Raw genomic sequence first — 23,232 nt, 5'->3', positions numbered from 1 at the left:
GCGGGGCGGGTGAGGAGCCGGTGGGCCGAGCGGAACACTTCGCTCGCCCCACCGGCAGGGAACGGCCTGGATCAGGCCGGGTCCTCCGTGAAGGAGCCGCAGGCGGAGGCGCCGGTCGCGCAGGTGGTGCCGCAGCCGTCGCCCGTGGAGCACATGAGCTTGCCGTACGCGTGCTCGGCGATGACGACCTTCACGTCCAGGGGTGCGAAGTCGTCGTCCAGGCCCGCCAGCGGGGCGGGAGGGGCCAGAGTGGCGCTCGTCATGTTCGTGCCTTTCTTCTTGGTGTCCGGATGGTGTGGAACAACCTGGCTTCCGGCGTTACGCCGAGGGCCAGGAGAGCGAGACCCGGCTGTGCACCTTGTCGATGACCCGGTCGGCCGGGATCTGGTCATCAGAGGTGTTGGCCGGATAGACCCGGATGACCGGGCTGGGGCCCCCGCGCCGGCTGGCCTCCCAGTCGCGGAGCACGTCGGCGACCTGGTCGGCGAACTGCTTCGCGTTCGGGCCGAGGGTGTGCACGCCGTATTCGATGTGCTTGTTGTCCTCGGTGCGGCGGGTGACGAGGTAGGCGAAGGTGTCGTCCTCGACGGCGGCGAGGGCGAACCGCTTGTTCACGGGGGCGACCAGGCCCGTGTCCAGGTCCTCGTCGACGGCCATCGTGCAGAAGCCGGGCAGGCTGATGGCCATGGCCATCTGGAGGGTGTCGATGAGTTCCGAGAGGCCGATGACGACGCCTGTCCACAGCTCGTGGCGCGGGAACGTGACCGCGTTGTCCAGTCGGTGTGGGTCGGCCGGTAGCCCGTCATCGAACTTCAGCCCGATCTCCGGTGTGCCGTTGACGAGAAGAAGTTCTTCCCGGTGGGCTGTCGAGCCCTGCATCGGGACGAAGCCGCAGATGAGCGCCGACACGCTCTCCAGGTACGGGCCGTGTTCGCCCGTGATCTGCGTGAAGGCGACCGACCGGGTCAGGCCACGCATCCGTAGCGGCACCACAAGTCGACCGCCCTGCTTGAGCTGCGCGGTCCACGCCGGGGCGATGTCCCAGGCCCCGGCTGTCACCATAACGACGTCGACCTCGCCGAGGTCCGGAATGGGCTCGGCGGCGTCGGCGGTGACGACGCGCACCCAGCCGTAGCCGTGCTCGTCCAAGAGCCGGTGCGCCCGCTCGGTGACGACGGGGTCGATGTCCACGGTGACGACCTCGCCGCGCTCACCCACGAGCTCGGCGAGGTAGGCGGCGTTCAGGCCGCCCGAACCGATCTCCAACACGCGCATACCGGGCCTCACTTGGGCCTGCTCCAGCATCATCGCCTGGATCTGCGGGGCGGAGACTGAGCTGAGCTGCACACCGTGTTCGTCCGTCTTGGTGATCACCGCCGCGTACGTGTCGTACGCCTTGTCCAGCGGGGTGTCGGGAATGAATGCGTGCCGAGGCACCTTGCGCATCACGGCTTCGATCTCCGAGGAGGAGATGTCGCCGCCTGCGCGCAGCTCGTCCACCACCTTGTTCCGGAGACGGGTCGCTTCGTCGGGCTCGACGGTCGTGTTCGTCATGGACTTCCTTCAGTCGTACGTATGGGGGACGCAGGCCGGCGTCGCGTGCCGGATGGGCCGGGGAAACCGGGTGCGAACGCGCTCGGTTCTCGTCGGCTGACCGACGGGGCCGCGCTGGACGGCGAGCTGGGAGGACCACGCCCGCGGAGGGCTGCCCGGCGGGCCGGTTCGTGTCGACCAGCCCGCTGGGTGGCTGGCGGGTGGCAAGGGGCGTGTGTCACTCGATCTCCTTGATGTAGCGGGCCTCGATCAGCTCTTCGATCAGGTCAGCGGTCACGAAGGCGAGACGGCGGGCGAGTCCGACAGCCTGCCGATAGCCGGCCGGAGTGGGCTCCTCCAGCAGAGGGACTCCTCGCTCGACAAGTCGGGTCATCTCGGCACTGGGCGGGAAGCTGTCGTCAGCCACCGTGATGTCGCTGAGCTGCTTCAGGTGTCTGCGGAGGCGGCCGAGCAGGGCGACAGCCGTTGCAACAGGCGGTGTCTGACTGCCGATCGCCGCGTCGAGGTCGTCGAAGACCTCCTCGACGTCGAGGGGTTCCCACGCCCGGAACCGCTCCAGCACGAGCCGTAAACCGTCCGCGTCGAGCGGTGACGTCCATTCCTGGGCTGGAGGTTTTGGAGCCACTGCTGTGCTCACCGCTCTCTCCCCACGGGAGTCTCGACCACAGCCCAGGTGACCTTGCCCCACGGGTGCGTGTCGTAGCCCCACTGCGAACTCATCGCCGCGACCAGACTCAGACCCCGGCCGCTCTCAGCCGTCAGGTCGGCCGTCTTCAGGTGGGGAGCGTCGTGCGAGCGGTCGGAGACTCCGATGCGGACGGCACCGTTGCTCGGACGCTCGATGTGGATTCGCGACACCGGGGTCTCGGTGTGCTCGACGGCGTTGGCCAGCAGTTCAGTGACGATGATCTTTCCCCAGCCGGTCACGTCGTCGTCCATGCCCCAGACCGCCAGCACCTGGGAGACGAAAGCGCGGGCGAGGCTCACGGACTCACGTACGCAAGGCACCTCTGCGGCGTAGCCCGGGAAGCCGATCGCATTCGGTTGAGCGACGGTCATGGTCACGAGGTCTTTCCCTCCGGCTGGGGTTCCCGGTCCGGGCAAGCAAGGCAGGACCGGGCTTTCCTCCGTGCCGCCGCACCGAACCCGGCTTGGCGACCGATGACCAGTCAACGAGCGATGAGTGCAGCGCAACAGGAAGAGTCCCGGATTCGTGCACGTCCACCAACCGGAAGACTTTACGTTTCTATTACCCGAGCTCTAGGTGCCAGCGTGACGGCGGTACTACGTTCGGTGCATGGGAGGAAATCTCGTTCTTCAGGGCCGACTTAATCAACTCAGTCTGACGCAGGAGGAGTTGGCGGCACGCCTGAACGCCGCGCTTCAGGAGATCACCGGTCGGCCTGGCGACATCTCCTCCCGGACGGTGCGCAACCTGCTCAACGGATCAAGCCGACGCCCAATCGGACGCACTTGCGCCGCACTTGAGCGTGTGTTCGGCTGCCCCGTGGCGGACTTAGGGTTCAGCGCACCCAGCTCCATGCAACATCCCCCGGAGGGCCCTGTGCGGCGTCGCGACTTCATCGCTTCCACCACCGGGACGGCAACCGCAGTCGTTCCCGTGGTCAAGCAACGTCGGTCGGTGGGCATGACGGACGTGGCCCGAGCATCGGCCAGCATGAACCAGCTCGTGGAGGCCGACGACCGCCAAGGCGGGCACGCCTCCCTGGCGACCGCAGCCCTCGAAGCTCGCGCAAAGGTGCTGGAGCTTCAGCACCGGAACGCCAGCGAACGTGTACGCCGTGCCCTGTACGCGCTCGCGGCCGAGTTCACCACCGTCGCCGCCTGGTCGTGCATCGACCTACGCGACCTGGACAAGGCCCGGACGTACCTGCACGAGTCGTCCACGTTCGCCGGCCTCTCCCAGGACCCGCCCACGGCCATGCGCGTGTGGGTCAACATGGCCATGCTCGCCTACCAGCGGAAGAACTGGCCGGAACAACTTGCCGCAGCTCAGGCGGCCAACGCCTCTCTAGCTGCCCGCAGAGACCCGTTCTTCGGCTCCATGGGCCGCGTCCGTCTCGCGCTCGCACACTCGTCGCTGGGAGACCTGCGGGCCGCTCGCCGGTCCTTGGGCGCAGCGCAGGAGAACTACCGCAAGGCGGCCGAGGACGAGCGCCCCCGATGGACCGCGTTCTACGGGCCGGCGGAACTCAACCACCTCGCGGCGATCATCCTCAACCACAACGGGGAGCCCGCCGAAGCCGAGGCGATGGCTCACCGATCCCTGGCCAGGATCCCGGCGGAGTTCCAGCGCAACCGCGCGCTGGCCACCTGCCAGCTCGCCCTGGCGCAACTCCGCCAGGGCGAGCCCGAGCAGGCCACGGCGACCGCGGGCACCGTCTTCACGATCATGGAGGGCGCTCCACTACCGGGCCGCATGCGCACCCTGATCGGAGACTTCCACCGAGACCTGTTCCGGCTGGCGCCGTCGACGACGTACGCCCGCGACTGGGCAGACCGCATGCGAGATGAATGGAGCCGAACGTGACCAGGGTGATCGACCTGCGGCACTACGGACAGGGAAGCCTCCCCGAGGGCTTCAAGCAGATGCTGATCGACGTGCACGCCGACGCCTACGCCGACGCGATGGGCAACGAGTTCAACCAGCGGTTCCCGTGGTTCGTCGATCACTGGTCAGGAATGGACGGCTTCACCTGCGTCGTCGCCTTCGACGGTGACGAGCCGACCGGCTTCGCGTACGGCGCCCCGCTCCAGCCGGGCCGTGAGTGGTGGCGTTCCACGGCGTTCGCGCCGAACAACGGCTACATCGCGACCTACGCAGTCTCCGAGGTCATGGTGCGCCCGCAGTGGCGGAGGCAAGGGATCTCGGAGCGGCTCCACGAAGCCCTGCTGAAGAAACGCGGCGAAGACCTTGCGGTGCTCTTGGTCGACGTGACGCACCCGAAGGTTCAGGACCTGTACGAGACGTGGGGCTACGAGAAGGCGGGTGAGCAGCAGCCCTTCGCTGACTCCCCGGTGTACGCGGTCATGGTGAAGAGGTTGCACCCGTGAGCCGCCCTGATCCGAGTCACCCACTTCCGGCCTTGCGTGCAGGCCCGGCTCGTGATCATGTCGGCCGCGGGCCGTGCCTGCACCCTCCTTATGCAGCGGCGGTCACCATCACGGGCGACGATCAGCACGGTTAGCCACTCGACCAGGGTATGAGGCAGGCCGAGTGAGGCAGGATAGGAAACCGACGAGGCTTCTAAGCTATTGGGGTGGTCGTCGAAGACTTCTCTCAGTGGCACGGGAGCCTCATGCCTTTCGGTACCCTGACCGGTCCCCCGAGCAGTGGCCGCTCTGAAAGAGAACGAAGGCCCTGCCCCGGCCCCCTACTGTTGTTCGCCGTGCAAATACGGGAAAAATAGCTAGCGACGCGTGCGCATCTACGTCACTCTGCCACTAGCAGGCATCGAGCCTTTTGGAGTCTACGTGGGCAAGGCAAGCAAGCGCAGGGCTGAATTGCGTCAGCCGCCGGTGTCAGAGCAGGAACAAGCGCGCAGGGAGAGACGTCGCGCAAATAGGGCCGAACGACGTGGAGGTCGCCGGGGTTCCTCACTCTCCGAGTACGAGCGAATTGCGCAACAGGAGACTAGGCATGTGACCGAGTCCCTGATTGCTCGCCATAACAAGCGCATGATGAATCTTCCCGAGATCCCATCCAGCGCCATCCAACCTGTGATGTCAGCGTTGCTGTCTTTTGGTCTAATCGACATGATGCTGCGAAAATTTGGGGCGACTCGAGATCGGCATCCAGCCGATTACGGAGCATCATGGGTGGATCATTTGGCCTGGGGTGCTGATAGTGCATTTGTTGCCGCACGGCTCATTTTCAGTGGGCAGTTCGTGGGAGCGTCTGCTGTCTTGCGCTCACAGATGGAGAGATGGACCGAAAACGTAGCGTACAACTACGGCGTTAAACACATCTCTGGCGAGAGTGCTGCAGAATTCGCCGCCCGTGCCTGGTCGCGTGGCCACGAAAAGTATCCGTCTGCTATAAAGCAAGAGTCTGACACGAATGTTGGATCCGAGATTTCCGAACTCGATTTCTGGGAGGATGAGCGGAGGTCTCTGGGGTTTCAGGGGCCCTCGGTGATCGTCGGTAAGGACTATCGCGTATATCCCGGCACCCTAATGGAGCTGCTCTCAGAGCTCTTGCATGGTAGAGGCGACTTTATCAAGGTGTTGCGGTGGGACGCATGCGATCTTCTCGCCGATGAGCCGACGGAACTTGTTGAAGCTTCGCAATGGCTATCCGACGTCCTCATGTTGTATCTGCGGCAGATTCGGGTGTGCCTAGCGACCCTGGCAATGGAACAGGGGAAACCTGAGCTCGCTCCGGCTCTTTTCGCGCTTCCGGAACGTATTTACGCGGGAGGGGATGCCCCCATCCCGTCAAGCCTGTTTCCGCTGCTTCCGCAAACTGGACTCTCCCCGGACATTCTTGAGCGGATGCGGAGTGCGTCGTACGCCTACGAGGAAGTAATGAGGGGAAGGCGCCCGGCTGGACGGCTCTTCCGCGACGGCGAAATGGTTCACCTGCACTTCTATGAGCGTCGTGCGCGTGCGGGACGCTGGGCGTTGAAGGCGCTGGAAGAAGAAAAGGAGAAGCTGGGCGACGGCTTCAATATTGATGGTTTGGGTGGTCGCGACTCGACGAATGTGATGGCCACCGAGATGGCTGGTGTCTTGTCCTTGTGGCTTGGGGATTCACCCGAAGGGAATGCTGCGGCGATGTGTGCGTCGGCGCTTCGGACCGCCCACTGGCTGTGGCTTGAGGACGATGATCGATCGATGGCTGCCTTGCGGGTGGTTCTGGAGCAATGCGCTAGGCTTCGGGTGTGGGCCACTAAGCCGGAAAGGCAGCTAAACTCGAAGAATCTCTTTCATCCACACCCAAGGATTGGGTCAATGCGGCAGGGTGGCGCCGACTCGCTCCCCTCAATAGGGCGTTGGGTGAGTTTGCGCACTTTCATGCGCGTATTCGCAGACAAGGTGCCTGGGAAATCCTTGTGGGCGTACAATCGAATGGGGGATCGCCGGATTCGATTTACACGGCCCGGGGTCACATTCTCGAAACTATGACTGCCATGGTGATGGTGGAGTCAACCAGAAGCGTTGCCCGAATTTCGCCGGTGATGGAGAATGCCTTTCGTGAAATTACCGCAGACACCTTCACGGATCCCGATGAACTGCAAGCAAGGCTAGAGGAATTTCTTGATCGGGCAATGAGCCTGAAGGATGTTCCACGGGGTCCGTATGCCTTCCATGGCCCGGCGCAGGAGTCTGCCGAATAGATGGAATAGAGTTATCCGTACTTCTGGTGCTTCTGCAGGGCCTCTAATAAGTGAGTTCTTCCATAGTGGCCACTGATTGCGGGACTGGCCGACGTACCGCAACGCACGAGGCTTCTGTGCCGTTGAGAGATATAGTCGACGATTCAACTCAGCCGCGTAGAAGCCTCGCGCAGAGCTCGTTGCATTCCCAACCGCATGTCCGTTATTGCCGCCGCTGTCCCTGCCCTGGAGAGGAAACGCTGAAATAGCTCAGCGGAAGCGGGTTGAAAGTGCCGCTGTCGCGCCTCCTTACTGAGCTTTTTCAGAGTGGCCACTGATGGGGTGACGGCCAGACTGGCCGCAACGCACGAGGCACCCGTGCCGTTGAGGGAGGTGTTCGACGTCTCAACTCATGAGCGCAGGTGCCTCGTTGGTTCCTGATCCTGCCGCACTCGACCTGCCTCATGCGTTGGTCGAGTGGGTCACGATGCTCATCGTCACCCGCGAGGGTGACCGCCGCTGCAAGCTCCCGCCGCACCAACGCGCGCTCGTCGCTCTGGTGTACCTGCGCAAGCACGACACCCTGGCTCAGATCTCCGCCGGCTTCGGCATCTCGGTCGGCACCGCCCATGCCTACACCACGGCCGTGATCAACCTTCTCGCTGGTCAGGCCCCTGGCCTGCTCAAGATCCTGCGCGAGCGGGAACCCGAGTACGTCCTGCTCGACGGAACGCTCGCCGAGTGCGACCGCGTGGGCGACGGCCGGGCCGACTACTCGCACAAGCACCGCCGCCACGGCGTGAACGTGCAGGTCGTGACCGATCAGACCGGGCACGTGCTGTGGATCTCGCCGGCCTTGCCGGGCCGGTGCCACGACCTGACCGCGGCCCGCACCCACCGGATCATCCGGATCTGCGAACGCCAGGGCGTCCCTGTCCTGGCAGACCGCGCCTACACGGGCGCCGGCCTCTGGGTCACCACCGGTCGCAGACGCCCGCCCGGCGGGCAGCTGACCCCGACAGAACGGACGGTCAACCGTGCACTGGCCACGTCCCGAGCGCCCGTCGAACGTGGGATAGCGCGACTCAAGTCCTGGCGGATCTTCCGAAGATCACGATGCAGCCCGAATCGAATGACGTCAATCGCCAAGGCCGTCCTCACCCTGGAGAGGCAGGGCTGAAAATGCTCACTGAAGCGCGGCAGCAAGTTCCCAGTCTGAGGAAGGGCGATATCAGCGGCTTGGACGCTGGCGACTCGCGACCGCTGGCTGCGGCTGTACGGCTGGAACGGTGGGTGCGTCCTTGTTCGTCGTCAGGTGGGTGCTGCGAGCACTGCGGCTTGCCGCGCTCCGAGCCCGCTGGCTTACTCGCTCGGCGGTGACGGTCCGCAAGCGCCAGATCAGGACTTCGGCTGGCCGGTCCGCGGAGTCGAGTTCCCGTTGCCCGGACAGGTCGGCCAAGGTCTGGCGGGGCGGGGTGCCGGCGGACTCGGCTTGGGCGAGGGCGGTGGACAGCGCGGGCCAAGCCGGGTCGGCGAGGATGCGATGCGCGTGCTCGGGGATCGTGGCTCGGACGGCTGCGGCGAGCCGATCCTGTGCCTGGGGACTCGGGGCACGTGCGGCGAGCTGGGCGAGGGCCGGCCGGGCGGCGTGCTGTTGGGCGGCTCGAAGGTGGACGAGGGACTGCTGGGCCGCTGCCGCCTGCTGCGCGTGACCGCGCTGGGCGTGCCACTCGCTGAGGGCGATGAGCAGGAATACGGCAGAGGTGAGCGCTGCGGCGACGAAGTCGCCGTCCCCGCCGGTGGGCGAGGACAGCAGCGTCCTTCCGGCCTGACGTAGGGCGTCGGCGGCCCGATGGTCGGCTCGGATGGCGGAGCGGTTGGCGCGGTTGAAGGTGATGGCTGCCGCTTGTATTTCTGCCCGGAGCTGGCGCGGCGCAGAGACTGCGGTGTTGTGCAACAGCTCGGCAAATGCCGCAGCCTGAGCCTGCACTTCGGCGTCGGCCTTTTTTCCTGCCGTTCCACTGGTCCTGGTGACGAGCGTGTAGGCGGCGCGCAGCTCCCCATCGGCTTGCCGCCAGGAGGCGCCTGCGTCCGCACGGCTCGTGTGCAACGCCGTGGCCTGCCCGGCAGCCTTGCCATCGGCCAGGCCGAAGCGCTCACGAAGCCGGTTCAGGGACAGGTCCGGAGCGAGTGCGGAGCCGCTGTAGAAGATGAGCTCGCCCTTGATATCGGTGTCGTCAGCGGTGGCGAGGCTGTAGCCGGTTATCTCCCCGGTGACGGGACCGAGACGGGGGCGGACCTTGATCCCGAGAGACGTCAGTACGGCGAAGAACTCGTCCTCGTCACGCGCTGCCGCCGCGGCGGCGTAGGCGTGCTCGCGAAGCCAGACCCGGGCTGTGTTCTTGCGGCCCTGTCGTTCGGCCTTGGCGACTTCCGGCCCGGACGGCGTCTTCGGCGCGGTCGCGTCTCCGGGCTTCAACCGACGTAGACCGAGCTCGGTCTCGATCCTGCGGCATTCGGCCTGGGCCCGTCGGCCGTCTCCCTTGTTGCGGGGGCGACGGCCGTCTTCGCGGACGCTGGTCGCCATGATGTGAATGTGGTCCTCGGCGTGCCGTACAGCGATCCACCTGCACGCGGCGTCGTCGCCGTGTTCGGCGATCCCCGTGGAGTGGACGATGCGGCGGGCGACCTCTGCCCACTCTTCGTCGGTGAGGTAACGGTCGCCAGGCGCGGTACGGACGGGGCAGTGCCATACGTGCTGTGGCACCTCCTTTCCCAGCCGCTGTTCGCGCAGCTTCACGGGTTGGTCGAGGTAGTCGGCCAGCTCGCTGAGGGCTCCGTGGTGCTGGTCGAGGGGAACACGGCCGGGATCGTTGATGCCGGGCATCGCGAACGCGGCGACGATGTGCGGGTCGGTGTGCTCGTTACGGCGGCCGGGGCCGAAGAGGTAGGACAGGAGGCCACGGCTGCGGTCACCCGTGGAGACGTCAGGCACCACGGCGACCACCCCTGGCGAGGGCTTGGTCCAGCAGCAGGCGAGCGCGTTGGGCGACCTGGTGCAACTCGCTGAGGGTGTCTTCGGCTCGGTCGGGTAGCTCGCCCTGGTGGACGGTGCGGACGAGCTGATTGAGGTTGTTTCCCACGCGTCCGAATTCCCTGACCAGCTTGCCGAACAGAACCATCAGGTCCTGGGTGGCCTGCGGAGACGGGAGCGGAGCGACGCCTTCAGGACGGCGATCGGACAGGTAGGCATGGGCGAAGGTGAGGGCGCAGTCCATGAGGTAGGCCGAACGGGAACGCTTCGCCTTACGGGCGGCGAGGTCGATGAACGTACGCTCCGCCGGTTCGGCCGAGCAGGTCAGTTGCAGAGTGCGCTTGGTCCCGGAGCGGGGCCGGTAGAGCATCTCACTCAGGTGCCGGCGGCGCTCGGCGCCGGGCGCGATGTCGGCATGAACAGGGTCAGGGACATCGTTGGCGGCGATACCGTGCTGCATGAACACGTCGGCGTTCACGGTCGGCGCTTGACGTACGGCAGGGTCGGCGGTTGGCTCGCTCGGCTCGGCGAGCGGCTGCTTGTCCTGGTGGAGGCCGCGCTCGGCCTCCTTGCCATCCTCGGTCCCGGCCCCTCGGGCCGGGACCGGATCCGCCCCCGCTGGGGCGGATCCGAGCGCGAAGTCTGCATCGCCCCCAGGCGATGTGGACTTCGCCCCAGCTCGCTCCGCTGTCCGGTGGAGGGCGTCTCCGTCAAAGCCTTGGTCGGACGTGGGCGGGTGCGCTGAGTGGAGACTACGGGGCGGCGAGGATTGGGAGGACGTGACCTTGCGGGAGAACGGATTGCGGCGCACGGGAGTCTGGAGGGTCCTCTCTGAGTGTGGTCTGGGGTGGCTCGGGCGAGTGTCCGGGGACTCGACGGCTTGGCCCGGCCGGACACCTCGTGTAGTGGACCGGGAAGCAGGCGCTGTCCGGAATCGGTTCGGACCCGGGCAGCGCCCTGCGATGCCGGTCAGCTGTCCGGGTGCGGACGGGCGTCGGCACTGTCCCGTACCAGCGCCATCGCTTCGGCGAGCCGACCGGTGCCGGCGCCGAGTCCGGCTTCGGTGATTGCCTTACGGGCGCTGTCGCGGGTCAGTCCGGAACTCCCTGGATGAGCGGCGCTGATGACGCGTGCCAGTTCGGTGATGGAAGCCATCGCGGGACGTCCGCCAAGGCTCGTCGCCGGAGGGTGACCGGAATCCCCCCGGGAGCTCTGGCCTGTGGCTTCTCGTCCCCGTCCGAGTTCGTCGTCGGCTTCGTCCCGATCGTCATCCTCGTCGTATCCGGTTTCGGACGAGCTTTCGTCGGCCGCGGACAAGGGGGCGGTCTCCGTGGCCATGCGAGTGGACTGCTGCTGCCTGGGCCGAGCTGCCGTGGGAAGGTCTGCGCGGGCGGTGTACGGAACCCCGGCCGGTCGCTCCGGTGCCGGTTGCGTACCGTCCTGATACTCAAGGGTGTTTGCGTCCACCGACGTTCGGACCGTGGAGGTACCGCCGTAGCGGGTGATCAGGATGTGCAGGTGGGTCGCTCCGGCAAGGGCGAGCGGTGCGATGGCAGATAGCACCGTGACGGTGCCGTCGCCCAGGCGGAGGGTGACTGCGCCGGGCCTGTTCAGGGCGAGGGCGTGCAGACCGTTGGCCCAGATGCTGGCGGCGGTCGCCGTGCTGAACAGTGTCCACGCATACAGCCGTGCGGGCATCGGCGCTTCGCGCAGGACCAGCAGGGCGCGGACGCCGTAAGCGATGAAGCCGTCGATTACTACAGGGAAGAGGTAGGCCAGTTGGTCGCGGATGTGCACGGCCGTGGCCATCTGTCGCAGCGCGTCGTAGGAGAGAGCGCATCCGGCGATGCCGAGCAGGATGATGGCGAGCCGGTCCCACCACGTGGCGCGGTGACGGCTGGCCGGTGCGGTGGGTATGGCGGAGTCGGGCATGGGCGTGGGGTTCCCCTCGGGGCATGGTGTGAAAGGTGGTGCGTGGTGATCCGTCTTGGCCGTCTTGCCGTTGAAGCAGCAGGTCGGAGGCAGTACGGCAGCCGGTGGCATGAGGTCTCAGCGCCGTGCGCGACGTGTCCCTCCGAGTGGTCACGATCGGCAGGCGGACACGTCGGTGGGCGGGCGCACCGGTAGTGCCGTGTTGTCGCTTCGAGTCCCAAGACGGATGGCCATCCGTCTTGGGACGCTGTGCCGTCTTGGCGAGACCGCCTTTGACCTGCGTTTACCTGGCTTGGACGGCAAGGACGCCACGAAGACGGATATGGGCGGGGCCGCCCGCAGGACGCGCGATGGCAGGCCGGCGCTTCACGGCGGTCGGCCCGGTGCGGGTGCCGTCGACGAGCTGTCGACGGCACCCGTGAAGGTCACTTGGTCGGTGTGTCTCTGTTGCCGTCCGAGCCGATCTCGGGGTGGACGGTGGGGCAGTAGCGCTTCCAGGCGTCGGTGAACTTCGTCCGCGTATAGCCCTTGAGTTGGTTGCCGTCGGGCATGCGGACGTTGCCGGAGCGGATGCCGTACTCCCGCAGCAGCCCGGCCAGGGCGCGCGGGCTCAGGCCACCGCGTCCGGCTTCGGCCCACGGAGCTTCGGGTTCGGAGTTGAGGCGGTAGAGCAGGGCGTCGGTGGACACGCTCTCGGGGTCACCTGCGGCGGCGAAGGCGCGGCGGATATCGGCGAGGATCCGGGCGTTGGAGGGGTTGTCCTCCTCGGCCTGGGCCTCGGCGGTGACCATCTGTTCGCACGCGGTGCGGGCGCGCTCGGGCCAGGTGCCGCCCGCGAGGTCCGCGACGATCACCAAAGGCTCCCATGTGTCGGCTGCCCGGTCCTCGACCGGCATTTTTGGCTCCAGGTGGAGGGCCTGTTCGGCCACTGAGGCGGTCCAGCGCGCCAGGTGAGCCCGCAGGGAGCGCAGGGCGGGGCTGTCGCGGCGTGTGCGGTACGGGCTCACCTGCTCGCCCTCCGCGCGGCGCCTCATCCGGATCACGACGGACCGGTCCATGATCGTGTCGGGCAGGTCGCCGATGCCGGCGAGCGCTGCCATGGCGAAGGTCGCGAAGGAGTGGGGCGTGTGCTCCTTGCCGACGACCCGCAGTACCGGTCGGCCGCGCTGGTGCCCGGCATTGAGCAGGCCGCGCATCTCCTCGTTCTTCTCGGCGACCTTGGGGCTGCCGAAGATGGTGTCGGCTTCGTCCACGAGGAGGGTCGGCGGCTCGTCCGAGATCGAGCGGAAGATGGCCGCTGCCGTGGAATTCACGGTGATCACGGGCTTGTGGACCGTCTCGGTGAGCAGATCGAGCAGGCGGGACTTGCCGCACCGCTTCGCCGGGCCGACCACAGCGAGACGCGGGGCGTGCTGCCACACCTGCTGGAGGTGGGTGGCCGCGATCCACAGCACGGTTGCGTCCAGTGCCTGCTCGCTCGGGAGGACCACGAATCGGGCCAAGGCGGTGCGCAGCTCGTCCAGTGGCGCGGCGGCGTCCGGCTGGCCACGGTGCGGTGATGGGGTGCCGCTCGGACGGGGTGCCGCAGGGGCGGCGGGGGCGGTACTCTCGTTCACGGAGATCCTCACTCGGCGGCTCCGGGGGGCAACCCGGTCCGCCGCGGTCGACTGTCCTGGGATGGGCGGTGGCGAGGTTTCCTGCAGCCCCCGGTGTTCGTAGCGCCGGGGGTTTTCGCGTTCCTCGGGGCACCTACGCGGTTAAACCTCCTGGCGGTTCGTTGGCGGATGCCCCTATGGCATAAGTGTGCACGAGTGTCCGCCTCAAGTCAAGCGTTCAGGGCATTGGAAAGCTAATCCCTTCCGGCATGATTGCTGTTCAGGCGCATGGTGACGTGTGTCACATTTACATGTATTCCCTTGCGGGTTGGGGTATCCATGCTGGTAGGGTTTAAGGGTGGAGGCGTGGCGACCTCCGTTTGTCGAGAAGAGGAGGGAGGTGAAAGAAGTGGACGATGCCAAGCCGCAGCGCTGGGCTCCGCCGGAGGGCGAAGCCCTGGTGGCGCACAACCTGAAGGTCCTGCGGATGACGGCCCGCCTGTCCCAGGAGGACATGGCAGAGCGCATGCGTCGCCTAGGCTTCAAGATGCACCAGACCCAGATCGCCAAGATCGAGAATGGTGCCCGGAGCATCAGTTTCAACGAGGCCCTCGGCTTCGCCAAGGCTCTCGGCGTCCCTGCTGGCAACTTCCTGCTCGAAGCCGTCGCGAGCCGCGACGATCCTCACTGGGAGTTGCAGGAGGCGGCCTTCGACATTCAGAAGGCCGAACAGGAGCACCAAGTCGCCCAAGACCTCGCCGACGCCGCGAAGGCCAGACTTGAGGCGGCCGAGGCCCGATACGACGAGATCGCCGAGCGCCTCGGCATCGAGCCCGACCCGGGGAGCCTCTCCTTCTACCCGGCTCCGAACTCACCCGAGGATCCGCTCCGCAGCGGTTCCGCCGACGAGTAACCGTTCGGCGGAGATCTTTCCCGGCGCCTGAACACGGCTTTCGAAGCCCATCCACCGCAGGCCCTCGGTGCTACGAACACCGAGGGTCACCAACGCGGACACCGATCTAAGCCCACCGCCCATCCCGGACAGTCCAGCAGTCACGTTGCCCCGTGACCGCCGAAAGGCGATCCCTCATGCCCACCGCTCCGCCCCCGCTCACCCTTATCGCCGACGCGCTCGGGGTCCCCGAGCAGCGGCTCCGCACACTCGTGCTGGAACACACGGCACTCACCTCTGACGCGCCCCTCGTCGCGCTTACCGTCGAGGAGGCCGCCCGCCGCCTCGGCGTCGGCCGCACCACCATGTACGCACTCATTGCCTCCGGCGAGGTCGGCTCCGTCCTCATAGGCCGCCTGCGCCGAGTGCCGGTCGAGGCCCTGGCCACTTATCTGGCTGACCGCTCCCAGGCAGCCGCCCCGGCCGCCGCCCACGCGGCCTGAAGGGGGCGGACATGGCCAAAACGCGCCAGCCCAACGGTGCCTCCTCGATCTTCCTCGGCAAGGACGGCAAGTGGCACGGCTACGTGACCGTCGGCGTCAAGGACGACGGCAAGCCCGACCGGCGCCACGTCAAGCGCAAGACCCGCGCCGACGCCACCAAGGCGGTCCGCGAACTGGAACGCAAACGCGACTCCGGCACCGTCGGCAAGGCCGGGCAGACCTGGACCGTCACGACCTGGCTGACCCATTGGGTCGAGAACATCGCCGCACCACACGTGGGCGAGAACACCATCGACGGCTACCGCGTCGCCGTCTACCACCACCTCATCCCCGGCCTCGGCGCGCACCGCCTGCCCAAGCTGGAGCCCGAGCACTTGGAGCGCTTCTACGCCAAGATGCAGAAGGCTGGCAGCGCCGCCGGCACCGCGCACCAGGTCCACCGGACCGTGCGCATGGCTCTGAACGAAGCAGTGCGCCGAGGCCGCCTCACCGTCAACCCCGCCTCCGTCGCCAAGGCGCCGCGACTGGAAGAGGAAGAGGTCGAGCCCTACACGGTCGAGGAAGTGCACAAGCTTCTGGACCTGGCCAACAAGACTCGGCACCTGGCGCGCTGGGTCGTATCTCTTGCCATGGGGCTGCGTCAGGGTGAGGTCCTCGGTCTCAAGTGGACGGACATTGACTTCGAACTGCGGGTCATGACGGTCCACCGCAACCGGCTACGGCCCCGGTACGAGCACGGCTGCGGCAACCGCTGCGGGCGCAAGCCCGGTTACTGCCCTCAGAAGGTCAACATCCGCCGTGAGACGAAGGACACCAAGTCTCGCGCCGGACGTCGGCCCATCGGTATTCCCGAGCCCTTGGTGCAGCTTCTGCTTCGACACCGACGTACGCAGGAGCGAGACCGCCGACTGGCCGGCGACCTCTGGACGGAGAAGGGGTACGTCTTCGCCTCCACGACCGGCGAGCCCCTCAACCCGAACACCGACCACCACGAGTGGAAGGACCTCCTCAAGGCGGCCGGTCTGCGCGCGGGCCGCCTCCACGACGCCCGCCACACGGCCGCGACCGTCCTGCTGATCCTTGGCGTTCCCGACACGGTCGTTGACGCGATCATGGGCTGGGAGCCCGGCAAGTCCGCCCGGATGCGCCGCCGCTACCAGCACCTCACCAACCGGGTGCTCACGGACACCGCCGACAAGATCGGCGGGCTCCTTTGGCCGCTGCCTGAGGAGCCGCCTGTCGCTTGACCGGCCCTGGTCTCAGCCGGGCTAGGGGTCGGCCCGAACGCATCTGAGTTCGGGCCGGCCCCTTCGAGCTGGCTGTAGACACCCCCCCCGGAGTCCTACCTTTCGGCGGGCTGCTCTTCGCCTTGCTCGGTGGTGTAGGGCCGACCGGCCTGATCCGTGACGACGGCGACTGACGTGGGCAGAACCTCGACCCGGAGCATGGGCCATGCCAGGGGATCGCCACGACCATCAACGTAGATCAGGTGACGTACGTAGGCGCCCACGAGGAAATCCTGTTCGGCAAGCTCGCGGACGTAACCCTCAAGTGTCTTCTCCGCGTCTCGGTTGTCGCGCACACTGTGAAGCTCCGGGGCGATGTCGAGGTAGTCCCGGAGCAGGTCCAGGAACTCCACGATCAACGACTCTTCGTCGTCAGGAAGATCGTCCGGCAGGGCGTACTCGAACGCCAGACTCGCCTTGATCATGTTCCATAGAGGGTTGCCCCGCGTGATCAGCGCCAACGCCCTGGGCTGAGGGAAAGCCGGGTCGGGAACGAGCCTCACGCCGCCTGAGGCGGTGTCGTCCAGTGAGCGCCGGACCCAAGCGGCATGCCGCTCCTTGATCTCCCGGAGTCGCTCAACCGTGAAATGGGTGGGTTGGTCATCTATCTGCTTGTGGTGCCTACTGCACAGCAGCAGCAGATTGGTATGGCTGTCCCTGGAGGCGTCGTCCAGGTCCTCCGCCCTCGGGCCGCCTTTGGAACGAGCCACGATGTGTGCCTCCTCGCCGAAGACCGACGGATCATCACAGTCCGTCCCTGGGGTGATCACCTCCCCACGGCAGATTGCACACCTCCCGCCGGCTTCAGCCCACACGATCTTGCGCGTCTTCTCGGAGACCCCCATGGGTGGCACCTTGTCAGAAGAGCTCAGGTGGTCGCAGAAGAACCAGACCGGGCTCTTGCGCGTGCAGGGAGCCGTCGCGGCCTGGTCGAAGCAACTGCAACCCAAACTGCAACCCTCAACGTCGAAGGGCCCCACCGCAAGCGGTGGGGCCCTTCGACGTATTGCCCGGTGAGAGCAATGGCGGAGGATACGAGATTCGAACTCGTGAGGGGTTGCCCCCAACACGCTTTCCAAGCGTGCGCCCTAGGCCACTAGGCGAATCCTCCGCGGCAAACAATACAAGACGTTGAGGAGTGCTCGCGAACCTGTTCCCGCAGAGATCGTCCGGGGCGGTCCCGGAGCCGGGTGGTGGGGCCAGGTGGGTGGACCGGAGGGGGTGGGGATCCGCTAAGGTGGGCGTCAGCCCCTCACGTGGCGCTATCTGACTGAACTCCCCCAGGGCCGGAAGGCAGCAAGGGTAGGTTGGCTCTGGCGGGTGCGTGGGGGGCGCTTGCGTGTCCGGGGGGCTTTGTGCGGGCCGGGCAGAAGCGGTGCGGGGCCGGTTGTCGGTCCGTCCCGATAACCTCGTAGGTGTGTCGTCCCTTGCGCTGTACCGCCGCTATCGCCCCGAGTCGTTCGCCGAGGTCATCGGTCAGGAGCATGTCACTGACCCGCTGCAGCAGGCCCTGCGTAACAACCGGGTCAATCACGCGTACCTGTTCAGCGGGCCGCGCGGCTGCGGAAAGACGACCAGCGCACGCATCCTCGCCCGCTGCCTGAACTGCGAACAGGGGCCGACGCCGACTCCGTGCGGAGAGTGCCAGTCCTGCCAGGACCTCGCGCGCAACGGTCCGGGTTCCATCGATGTGATCGAGATCGACGCCGCTTCGCACGGTGGCGTGGACGACGCCCGTGATCTGCGCGAGAAGGCGTTCTTCGGGCCCGCCTCCAGTCGTTACAAGATCTACATCATCGACGAGGCGCACATGGTCACCCCGGCGGGGTTCAACGCCCTGCTGAAGGTGGTCGAGGAGCCGCCGGAGCATCTGAAGTTCATCTTCGCGACCACCGAGCCCGAGAAGGTCATCGGCACGATCCGGTCGCGTACGCACCACTACCCGTTCCGGCTGGTCCCGCCGGGCACGCTGCGCGGATATCTCGCCGAGGTGTGCGCCAAGGAGAACAGCGCCGTCGAGGACGGGGTGCTGCCGCTGGTCGTGCGCGCCGGCGCGGGGTCCGTGCGTGACTCGATGTCCGTCATGGACCAGTTGCTGGCCGGCGCGGGCGACGACGGTGTGACATACGCCATGGCGACCTCGCTGCTCGGATACACGGACGGTTCCCTGCTCGACTCCGTCGTGGACGCCTTCGCGGCGGGCGACGGGGCCGCCGCCTTCGAGGTCGTGGACCGGGTGATCGAGGGAGGCAACGACCCGCGGCGCTTCGTCGCCGACCTGCTGGAGCGGCTGCGCGACCTGGTGATCCTGGCCGCCGTCCCCGACGCCGGGGACAAGGGACTCATCGACGCCCCCGCCGATGTGGTCGAGCGCATGCAGGCCCAGGCGTCGGTCTTCGGCGCCGCCGAGCTGAGCCGTGCCGCCGACCTGGTCAACGAGGGGCTCACCGAGATGCGCGGGGCGACCTCCCCGCGCCTGCAGGTGGAGCTGATCTGCGCCCGGGTCCTGCTGCCCGCCGCCTTCGACGACGAGCGTTCGCTCCAGGCCCGGCTGGACCGGCTGGAGCGCGGTGCGGCGTCCTTCGCGGCTCCCGCCGCAGGTCCCGCCCTGGGATACGTACCGGGACCGGAGGCGCAGGCCCACGCCGCACCGCCCGCCCCGGCCGGACAGCCCGGTGGCGGGCCTGCCACCGCCCGTGCGGCGGTACGGGGCGACGCGCCCATGGCCCCCGCCCCCGCAGCCCCGGCCCCCGCGCCGTTCGCACCGCCCGTCGCGGCCGAGCCCCCGGCCCCCGCCGCACCGCCCGCCCAGCAGCCCCCGGCCCAGGCACCCGCGCCCGCCCAGCGCCCCGGCTCGTGGCCCGCTGCCGCCGGTACGGAACAGGCGCGACGCCCCGGGGGCTGGCCGACCGCCTCCGCGCCCGGCAGCACGCCGCCCCCGCAGGCCGCCCCGGCTCCCGCCCAGGCCGCCGCGCCCGCCGCCCAGGCTCCCTCGGCGCCCGCGCCGAGCCAGGGCATGGTGCAGGGCGCCGCCCAGGTCCGGAACATGTGGCCGGACATCCTGGAGGCGGTGAAGAACCGCCGCCGGTTCACCTGGATCCTGCTCAGCCAGAACGCCCAGGTCACCGGCTTCGACGGGACCACCCTGCAGATCGGTTTCCTCAACGCGGGCGCCCGTGACAACTTCGCGAGCAGCGGCAGCGAGGAAGTGCTGAAGCAGGCGCTCTCCGAGCACTTCAACGCCCAGTGGCGGGTCGAGGCCATCGTCGATTCCTCCGGTGGCGCGGGTCTGCCCCCGGACACCGGCGGCGGACGGCCCGCGGCCTCTTCGTACCAGCCCGCGCCCGCCGCCCCGCAGGCGTACGAGTCCCGGCCGGCCCCTGCCCAGCAGCAGCCCACGCAGCCCCAGCAGTCCCCGAAGTCGTCGTCCGCTCCCGCCCCGCAGTCGCCCCAGCGCTCCCAGGGGCCCGGCGCGGAGCATGCGTCGTCCGGTTCCTACGGGTCGGAGCCCCCGCGTTCGGTGGCGCCGGAGGACGACACCCCGGAGGCCGACGATCCGGATCTCGTCGACTCGGCGCTCTCCGGACACGACCTGATCGTCCGCGAACTGGGCGCCACGGTCGTGGAGGAGTTCACCAACGAACAGTGAGCCCGGTGCGTACGGAGACGTCGTGCGGACGAGGTGAGGCCGTGCGCACGGAGGCGTCGTGCGTCCACGGATCGGCGGCCGTCAAGCCCCCCGGCCCCCGGCGGTTAGGCTGCACCCCGTGAAGGTCCTCGTCATCGGCGGCGGCGCCCGCGAACACGCCCTGTGCCGCTCTCTCTCCCTCGACCCCGATGTCACCGCTCTGTACTGCGCTCCCGGCAACGCCGGCATCGCAGAGGTGGCCGAACTGCACCCGGTCGACGCGCTCGACGGCGACGCCGTCGCGCGCCTCGCCACCGAACTGGGCGCCGAGCTGGTGGTCGTCGGCCCGGAGGCACCCCTTGTCGCCGGGGTCGCCGACGCCGTGCGCGCGGCCGGTATCCCCTGCTTCGGCCCCTCCGCCGAGGCGGCCAGGCTCGAAGGCTCCAAGGCGTTCGCCAAGGACGTCATGGCCGGGGCGGGCGTTCCGACCGCCCGCAGCTACGTCTGCACCACCCCGGCCGAGATCGATGTGGCCCTCGACGCCTTCGGCGCCCCGTACGTCGTCAAGGACGACGGTCTCGCGGCGGGCAAGGGCGTCGTCGTCACCGACGACGTCGAGGCGGCCCGCGCCCACGCGCTGGCCTGCGACCGCGTGGTCATCGAGGAGTTCCTCGACGGCCCCGAGGTGAGCCTCTTCGCGATCACCGACGGCACCACCGTGCTGCCGCTCCAGCCCGCCCAGGACTTCAAGCGCGCCCTGGACGGCGACGAGGGCCCGAACACCGGTGGCATGGGCGCCTACTCCCCGCTCCCGTGGGCCGACCCCAAGCTGGTCGACGAGGTCATGGAGACCGTTCTCCAGCCGACCGTCGATGAGCTCCGCCGCCGCGGCACGCCCTTCTCCGGGCTGCTGTACGCGGGCCTCGCGATCACCTCGCGCGGCGTACGGGTCATCGAGTTCAACGCCCGCTTCGGCGACCCCGAGACCCAGGTGGTCCTGGCCCGTCTGAAGACCCCGCTGGCCGGCGTCCTGCTCGGCTCGGCCAACGGCACGCTCGACCTCGTCCCGCCGCTGAACTGGCGCGACGAGGCCGCGGTCACCGTGGTCATCGCCTCGCACAACTACCCGGACACCCCGCGCACCGGCGACCCGATCGACGGGCTCGCGGATGTCGCGGCGCAGGATGCCCCGCATGCGTACGTCCTGCACGCCGGGACCAGGACCGAGGGCGGCGCGATCGTGAGCGCGGGCGGCCGGGTGCTCTCCGTGACCGCGACCGGCAAGGACCTCGCCGCGGCCCGTGAGCGTGCCTACACCGCGCTGGGCAGAATCCGCCTGGACGGCTCCCAGCACCGCACGGACATCGCGCGGAAGGCCGCCGAGGACTGACCCCGCCCGGTACCTCCATGAGCTGCGCGCCCTGTGTGCGCCGGTGCGTGCGGCGCACACAAGCCGCGCGCACCGGGGGACGCCTGCCTCATAAGCGCCGATACGTCAGCAGCTTTGCCCAAAGCCATTCCATCGAGTGACGACTGAGCCATCCGGATGACGCCTGCCGAGGCCCCAACTAGGGTGCGGCGCAAGCGTTCCGGCACTTGGCCCACCGGCATTGCGATGTCGGTGACGGGTGCCACAGTGGGGGAGTGAGCAACACCGTCGCGGGGGCAGAGGGGGTGACTTCCGGCCGTGTCCGGTACCGATGTGGGTGAGGAGCTGGGGGCGCGGGCCGCGCGGGCCCGTGCACTCGCCCTGCTGCGCATCCGCAGCAGGGCACTCGCCGTGGCGATCCTGCCGGCGGCCGTGGCCGTCGTGCTGTTCGCCGCGGGCGCGCAGGGCCATGCCGGCGGCGCGGGCTGGGACGCGGCGCGCTGGGCCGTGACCGGTGTGGCGGTCCTGGTGCTGGTGCTCGCCGCCGCGGTCGCGGTGGCCGTCGCACGGGCGAGGCCCGCGGTCAGCCCGACCGTCGCCGTGACGGAGGAAGCCGCCCCCGACCTCTATCGGCTGGTCCGGGATCTGGCCGACCGGCTCGATGTTCCGGCACCCTCCGCCATAGCGCTCACCCCGGACTGCGACAGCTGGCTGGAGGACCGCACACACCCCTCCGCCCAGCCCAAGCAGCCACCTAAGCAGCGGTCGAAGCAGGGGGCGAAGCCGAAGCGGTCGGCCCGGGACTTCGCGGCCGAACGGCGCCGTCGTCGGGTGCCGGCCGCCCCCGTCCTGGTCATCGGCTCGCCCTTCCTGTGGTGGATGCGGGTCGCCGAACTGCGCGCCGTGCTCGCCCCGGTCGTCGCGGGCACGGCCCCGTCCGCGCACCCCGACATAGCCGCCGCCCGCCGGTTCGTACGGGGCCTGGACGCCGCGGTCGCCGACGCGGCCGCGAACGGCGCGGGTCCCGTGCGCAGGATTCCGCGCGCCTTCGTCGGCTGGATCGCCCGCCTGCTGCTGCGCGGTTGCCGCGGCCACGCGGCCGAGATGGAGCGCTGTGTCGCCGCCGCCGCCTCGATGCGTGCGCAGACCGTGGATTACGGGCTGCGCATCGTCGCCCAGGAGCAGGTCGGCCTCGCCTATGCGGGCTGGGACCGGCTGCTGACCCGGGTGGCGCTCCCCGCCTGGCGGATGGGGCGCTGGCCCTCCCGGCTGGACGCGGGCGTCGTCTCCGCGCTCACCGAGCTCTCCCGGCGCGACCGGCTGGCCGAGGGGTTCACCTCCCGGCTCGGTGAGCGGCCCGCCTGCGACCTCCTCGAAGAGCCCGGTACGGCCGACGAGGCGGCCTCGCTGCTGGCCGCCCGGCTCTTCCACGGCGGTCCTGCGGAGAGCAGCCCCGACTGGTCGCCGGTCGACTGGCAGCAGTATCCGGAGGAGGTCGTCGACCGGAAGTGGCGCACGGAGGCCGCCCGGCTGCACCGCGTTCTCGACTCCATGGGTGTGCCCCCGGCGTCCTCGGCCGATCCCGGGGTGCCCACCCTGGCCCGGGTCATGCAGCATCTCGCCGGGCCGGACGGCGCCGGTGAGGAGCTCGCGGCCGGGATCAGTGCCGAGGTGGCCCGCGAGGAGGCCGGAGCCCCGAAGCCCGCGACCGGCGCCTCCGCACAGCGCACGTCGGGCGGCGGTGGCCCGGACCCCCTCGACCTCTGGGGCCCCGACCCGCTTCCGGTCTTCCCGCTCCAGCCGCCCCGTACGGGCACGGAGCTGCTCGCCGACCATGTCGCGGCGATGGTCTGCTGCGCGGCCGTGGACACGGCCGGGGCGGCGCCGGGTCTCGACTGGCTGGACGGCCCCGCCCTGCTGGTCGACGGTGAACGCCGGGCCGACCTGGTCACCCCCGTCCTCACCCTCGTGGAGGACGGCGACGCGGAGCCCCTGCGGTCCTGGCTCACGGATCTGGGCGTGCGCTGCGACAAGCCGGTACGCCTGGTCTGAGCGCCACCGCCGGCCCAGCGCCACCGCGGCCCAGCGCCACCGCCGGCC

20 protein-coding genes, 1 tRNA gene and 1 other RNA gene are annotated in these 23,232 nt (G+C 68.5%); 12 read left to right on the top strand and 10 right to left on the bottom strand.

Annotation, left to right across the window (positions count from 1 at the left end; genetic code table 11):
* Nucleotides 1-71: 71 nt before the first annotated feature.
* The 4 genes from A6A29_RS21810 to A6A29_RS21795 form a co-directional block, all read right to left on the bottom strand.
* Nucleotides 72-263, bottom strand: coding sequence for an FxLD family lanthipeptide (locus tag A6A29_RS21810; protein WP_012380187.1), 192 nt, complete (start codon nucleotides 261-263; stop codon nucleotides 72-74).
* A 55-nt stretch (nucleotides 264-318) separates the two neighbouring features.
* The gene (gene fxlM / locus A6A29_RS21805; RefSeq protein WP_073722133.1) at nucleotides 319-1,554 is read right to left on the bottom strand and encodes a methyltransferase, FxLD system; all 1,236 of its coding nucleotides are present in this window, start codon (nucleotides 1,552-1,554) and stop codon (nucleotides 319-321) included.
* Nucleotides 1,555-1,771: 217 nt separating this feature from the next.
* Nucleotides 1,772-2,191: a DUF6415 family natural product biosynthesis protein gene (locus A6A29_RS21800; protein ID WP_073722132.1), complete on the bottom strand. Its 420-nt coding sequence runs from the start codon at nucleotides 2,189-2,191 to the stop codon at nucleotides 1,772-1,774.
* The gene (locus A6A29_RS21795) at nucleotides 2,188-2,613 is read right to left on the bottom strand and encodes an ATP-binding protein (RefSeq protein WP_073722157.1); all 426 of its coding nucleotides are present in this window, start codon (nucleotides 2,611-2,613) and stop codon (nucleotides 2,188-2,190) included. Before A6A29_RS21795 ends, A6A29_RS21800 begins: the two co-directional genes overlap by 4 nt.
* Nucleotides 2,614-3,232: 619 nt before the next feature.
* Between A6A29_RS21795 and A6A29_RS21790 the strand changes: the two genes are divergently transcribed.
* The 5 genes from A6A29_RS21790 (at nucleotide 3,233) to A6A29_RS21775 (ending at nucleotide 8,073) form a co-directional block, all read left to right on the top strand.
* Nucleotides 3,233-4,105, top strand: coding sequence for an XRE family transcriptional regulator (locus A6A29_RS21790; protein ID WP_241838594.1), 873 nt, complete (start codon nucleotides 3,233-3,235; stop codon nucleotides 4,103-4,105).
* Nucleotides 4,102-4,629 (top strand): GNAT family N-acetyltransferase, encoded by a 528-nt coding sequence (locus A6A29_RS21785; protein ID WP_079182932.1) that lies wholly within the window; start codon nucleotides 4,102-4,104, stop codon nucleotides 4,627-4,629. The genes A6A29_RS21790 and A6A29_RS21785 overlap by 4 nt, the downstream gene beginning before the upstream one ends.
* 588 nt (nucleotides 4,630-5,217) lie before the next feature.
* The gene (locus tag A6A29_RS44860; RefSeq protein WP_143197025.1) at nucleotides 5,218-6,702 is read left to right on the top strand and encodes a hypothetical protein; all 1,485 of its coding nucleotides are present in this window, start codon (nucleotides 5,218-5,220) and stop codon (nucleotides 6,700-6,702) included.
* On the top strand, nucleotides 6,699-6,914 hold the full coding sequence (locus A6A29_RS44855; RefSeq protein WP_143197024.1) for a hypothetical protein: 216 nt from the start codon (nucleotides 6,699-6,701) through the stop codon (nucleotides 6,912-6,914). Before A6A29_RS44860 ends, A6A29_RS44855 begins: the two co-directional genes overlap by 4 nt.
* A gap of 409 nt (nucleotides 6,915-7,323) precedes the next feature.
* Nucleotides 7,324-8,073 carry an IS5/IS1182 family transposase gene (locus A6A29_RS21775; RefSeq protein ID WP_073722128.1) on the top strand — a complete coding sequence of 250 codons (750 nt, stop codon included), beginning with the start codon at nucleotides 7,324-7,326 and terminating at the stop codon, nucleotides 8,071-8,073.
* Nucleotides 8,074-8,124: 51 nt separating this feature from the next.
* Here the strand turns inward: A6A29_RS21775 and A6A29_RS21770 are convergent, their stop codons facing one another.
* The 4 genes from A6A29_RS21770 to A6A29_RS21755 all read right to left on the bottom strand — a co-directional run bounded on the left by A6A29_RS21770 (nucleotide 8,125) and on the right by A6A29_RS21755 (nucleotide 13,562).
* On the bottom strand, nucleotides 8,125-9,891 hold the full coding sequence (locus tag A6A29_RS21770) for a relaxase/mobilization nuclease domain-containing protein (protein WP_073722155.1): 1,767 nt from the start codon (nucleotides 9,889-9,891) through the stop codon (nucleotides 8,125-8,127).
* Nucleotides 9,881-10,405, bottom strand: coding sequence for a plasmid mobilization protein (locus A6A29_RS21765; protein WP_143197023.1), 525 nt, complete (start codon nucleotides 10,403-10,405; stop codon nucleotides 9,881-9,883). The genes A6A29_RS21770 and A6A29_RS21765 overlap by 11 nt, the downstream gene beginning before the upstream one ends.
* A 491-nt stretch (nucleotides 10,406-10,896) precedes the next feature.
* The gene (locus tag A6A29_RS43235; RefSeq protein ID WP_079182931.1) at nucleotides 10,897-11,859 is read right to left on the bottom strand and encodes a DUF2637 domain-containing protein; all 963 of its coding nucleotides are present in this window, start codon (nucleotides 11,857-11,859) and stop codon (nucleotides 10,897-10,899) included.
* A gap of 425 nt (nucleotides 11,860-12,284) precedes the next feature.
* The gene (locus A6A29_RS21755; RefSeq protein ID WP_079182930.1) at nucleotides 12,285-13,562 is read right to left on the bottom strand and encodes a DUF3631 domain-containing protein; all 1,278 of its coding nucleotides are present in this window, start codon (nucleotides 13,560-13,562) and stop codon (nucleotides 12,285-12,287) included.
* Between the two features lie 301 nt (nucleotides 13,563-13,863).
* Here A6A29_RS21755 and A6A29_RS21750 point away from each other — a divergent pair, with 301 nt between their 5' ends.
* The 3 genes from A6A29_RS21750 (at nucleotide 13,864) to A6A29_RS21740 (ending at nucleotide 16,096) form a co-directional block, all read left to right on the top strand.
* A complete protein-coding gene (locus A6A29_RS21750) occupies nucleotides 13,864-14,367 on the top strand; it encodes a helix-turn-helix domain-containing protein (protein ID WP_073722126.1) in 504 nt (167 codons plus the stop codon).
* Nucleotides 14,368-14,543: 176 nt separating this feature from the next.
* Complete coding sequence (locus A6A29_RS21745; protein WP_073722125.1) at nucleotides 14,544-14,849, top strand: helix-turn-helix domain-containing protein; 306 nt, start codon at nucleotides 14,544-14,546, stop codon at nucleotides 14,847-14,849.
* Nucleotides 14,850-14,860: 11 nt separating this feature from the next.
* A complete protein-coding gene (locus tag A6A29_RS21740) occupies nucleotides 14,861-16,096 on the top strand; it encodes a tyrosine-type recombinase/integrase (protein WP_073722124.1) in 1,236 nt (411 codons plus the stop codon).
* Nucleotides 16,097-16,191: 95 nt separating this feature from the next.
* Here A6A29_RS21740 and A6A29_RS21735 read toward each other — a convergent pair whose 3' ends face one another.
* Both A6A29_RS21735 and A6A29_RS21730 read right to left on the bottom strand, forming a co-directional pair.
* Nucleotides 16,192-16,980, bottom strand: coding sequence for an HNH endonuclease (locus tag A6A29_RS21735; protein WP_241838593.1), 789 nt, complete (start codon nucleotides 16,978-16,980; stop codon nucleotides 16,192-16,194).
* Nucleotides 16,981-17,158: 178 nt separating this feature from the next.
* A tRNA-Ser gene (locus A6A29_RS21730) sits at nucleotides 17,159-17,246 on the bottom strand.
* 132 nt (nucleotides 17,247-17,378) lie between these two features.
* Between A6A29_RS21730 and ffs the strand changes: the two genes are divergently transcribed.
* The 4 genes from ffs to A6A29_RS21710 all read left to right on the top strand — a co-directional run bounded on the left by ffs (nucleotide 17,379) and on the right by A6A29_RS21710 (nucleotide 23,184).
* Nucleotides 17,379-17,477: signal recognition particle sRNA small type (gene ffs / locus A6A29_RS21725), an RNA gene on the top strand.
* 75 nt (nucleotides 17,478-17,552) lie between these two features.
* Entirely contained in the window at nucleotides 17,553-19,784 is a 2,232-nt protein-coding gene (locus A6A29_RS21720) for a DNA polymerase III subunit gamma and tau (RefSeq protein ID WP_073722122.1), read from the top strand.
* A 118-nt stretch (nucleotides 19,785-19,902) separates the two neighbouring features.
* Nucleotides 19,903-21,153, top strand: a complete 1,251-nt coding sequence (gene purD, locus A6A29_RS21715) for a phosphoribosylamine--glycine ligase (RefSeq protein WP_073722120.1) — start codon at nucleotides 19,903-19,905, stop codon at nucleotides 21,151-21,153.
* A 297-nt stretch (nucleotides 21,154-21,450) separates the two neighbouring features.
* Nucleotides 21,451-23,184 carry a hypothetical protein gene (locus A6A29_RS21710; RefSeq protein WP_073722118.1) on the top strand — a complete coding sequence of 578 codons (1,734 nt, stop codon included), beginning with the start codon at nucleotides 21,451-21,453 and terminating at the stop codon, nucleotides 23,182-23,184.
* Nucleotides 23,185-23,232: the final 48 nt, after the last annotated feature.

Origin of the sequence: Streptomyces sp. TSRI0281, from assembly GCF_001905125.1 — a bacterium.
Taxonomy (GTDB): Bacteria; Actinomycetota; Actinomycetes; order Streptomycetales; family Streptomycetaceae; genus Streptomyces.
Note: the sequence above shows the minus strand (reverse complement) of the source record. Positions and strands in the feature narration are given on the sequence as shown.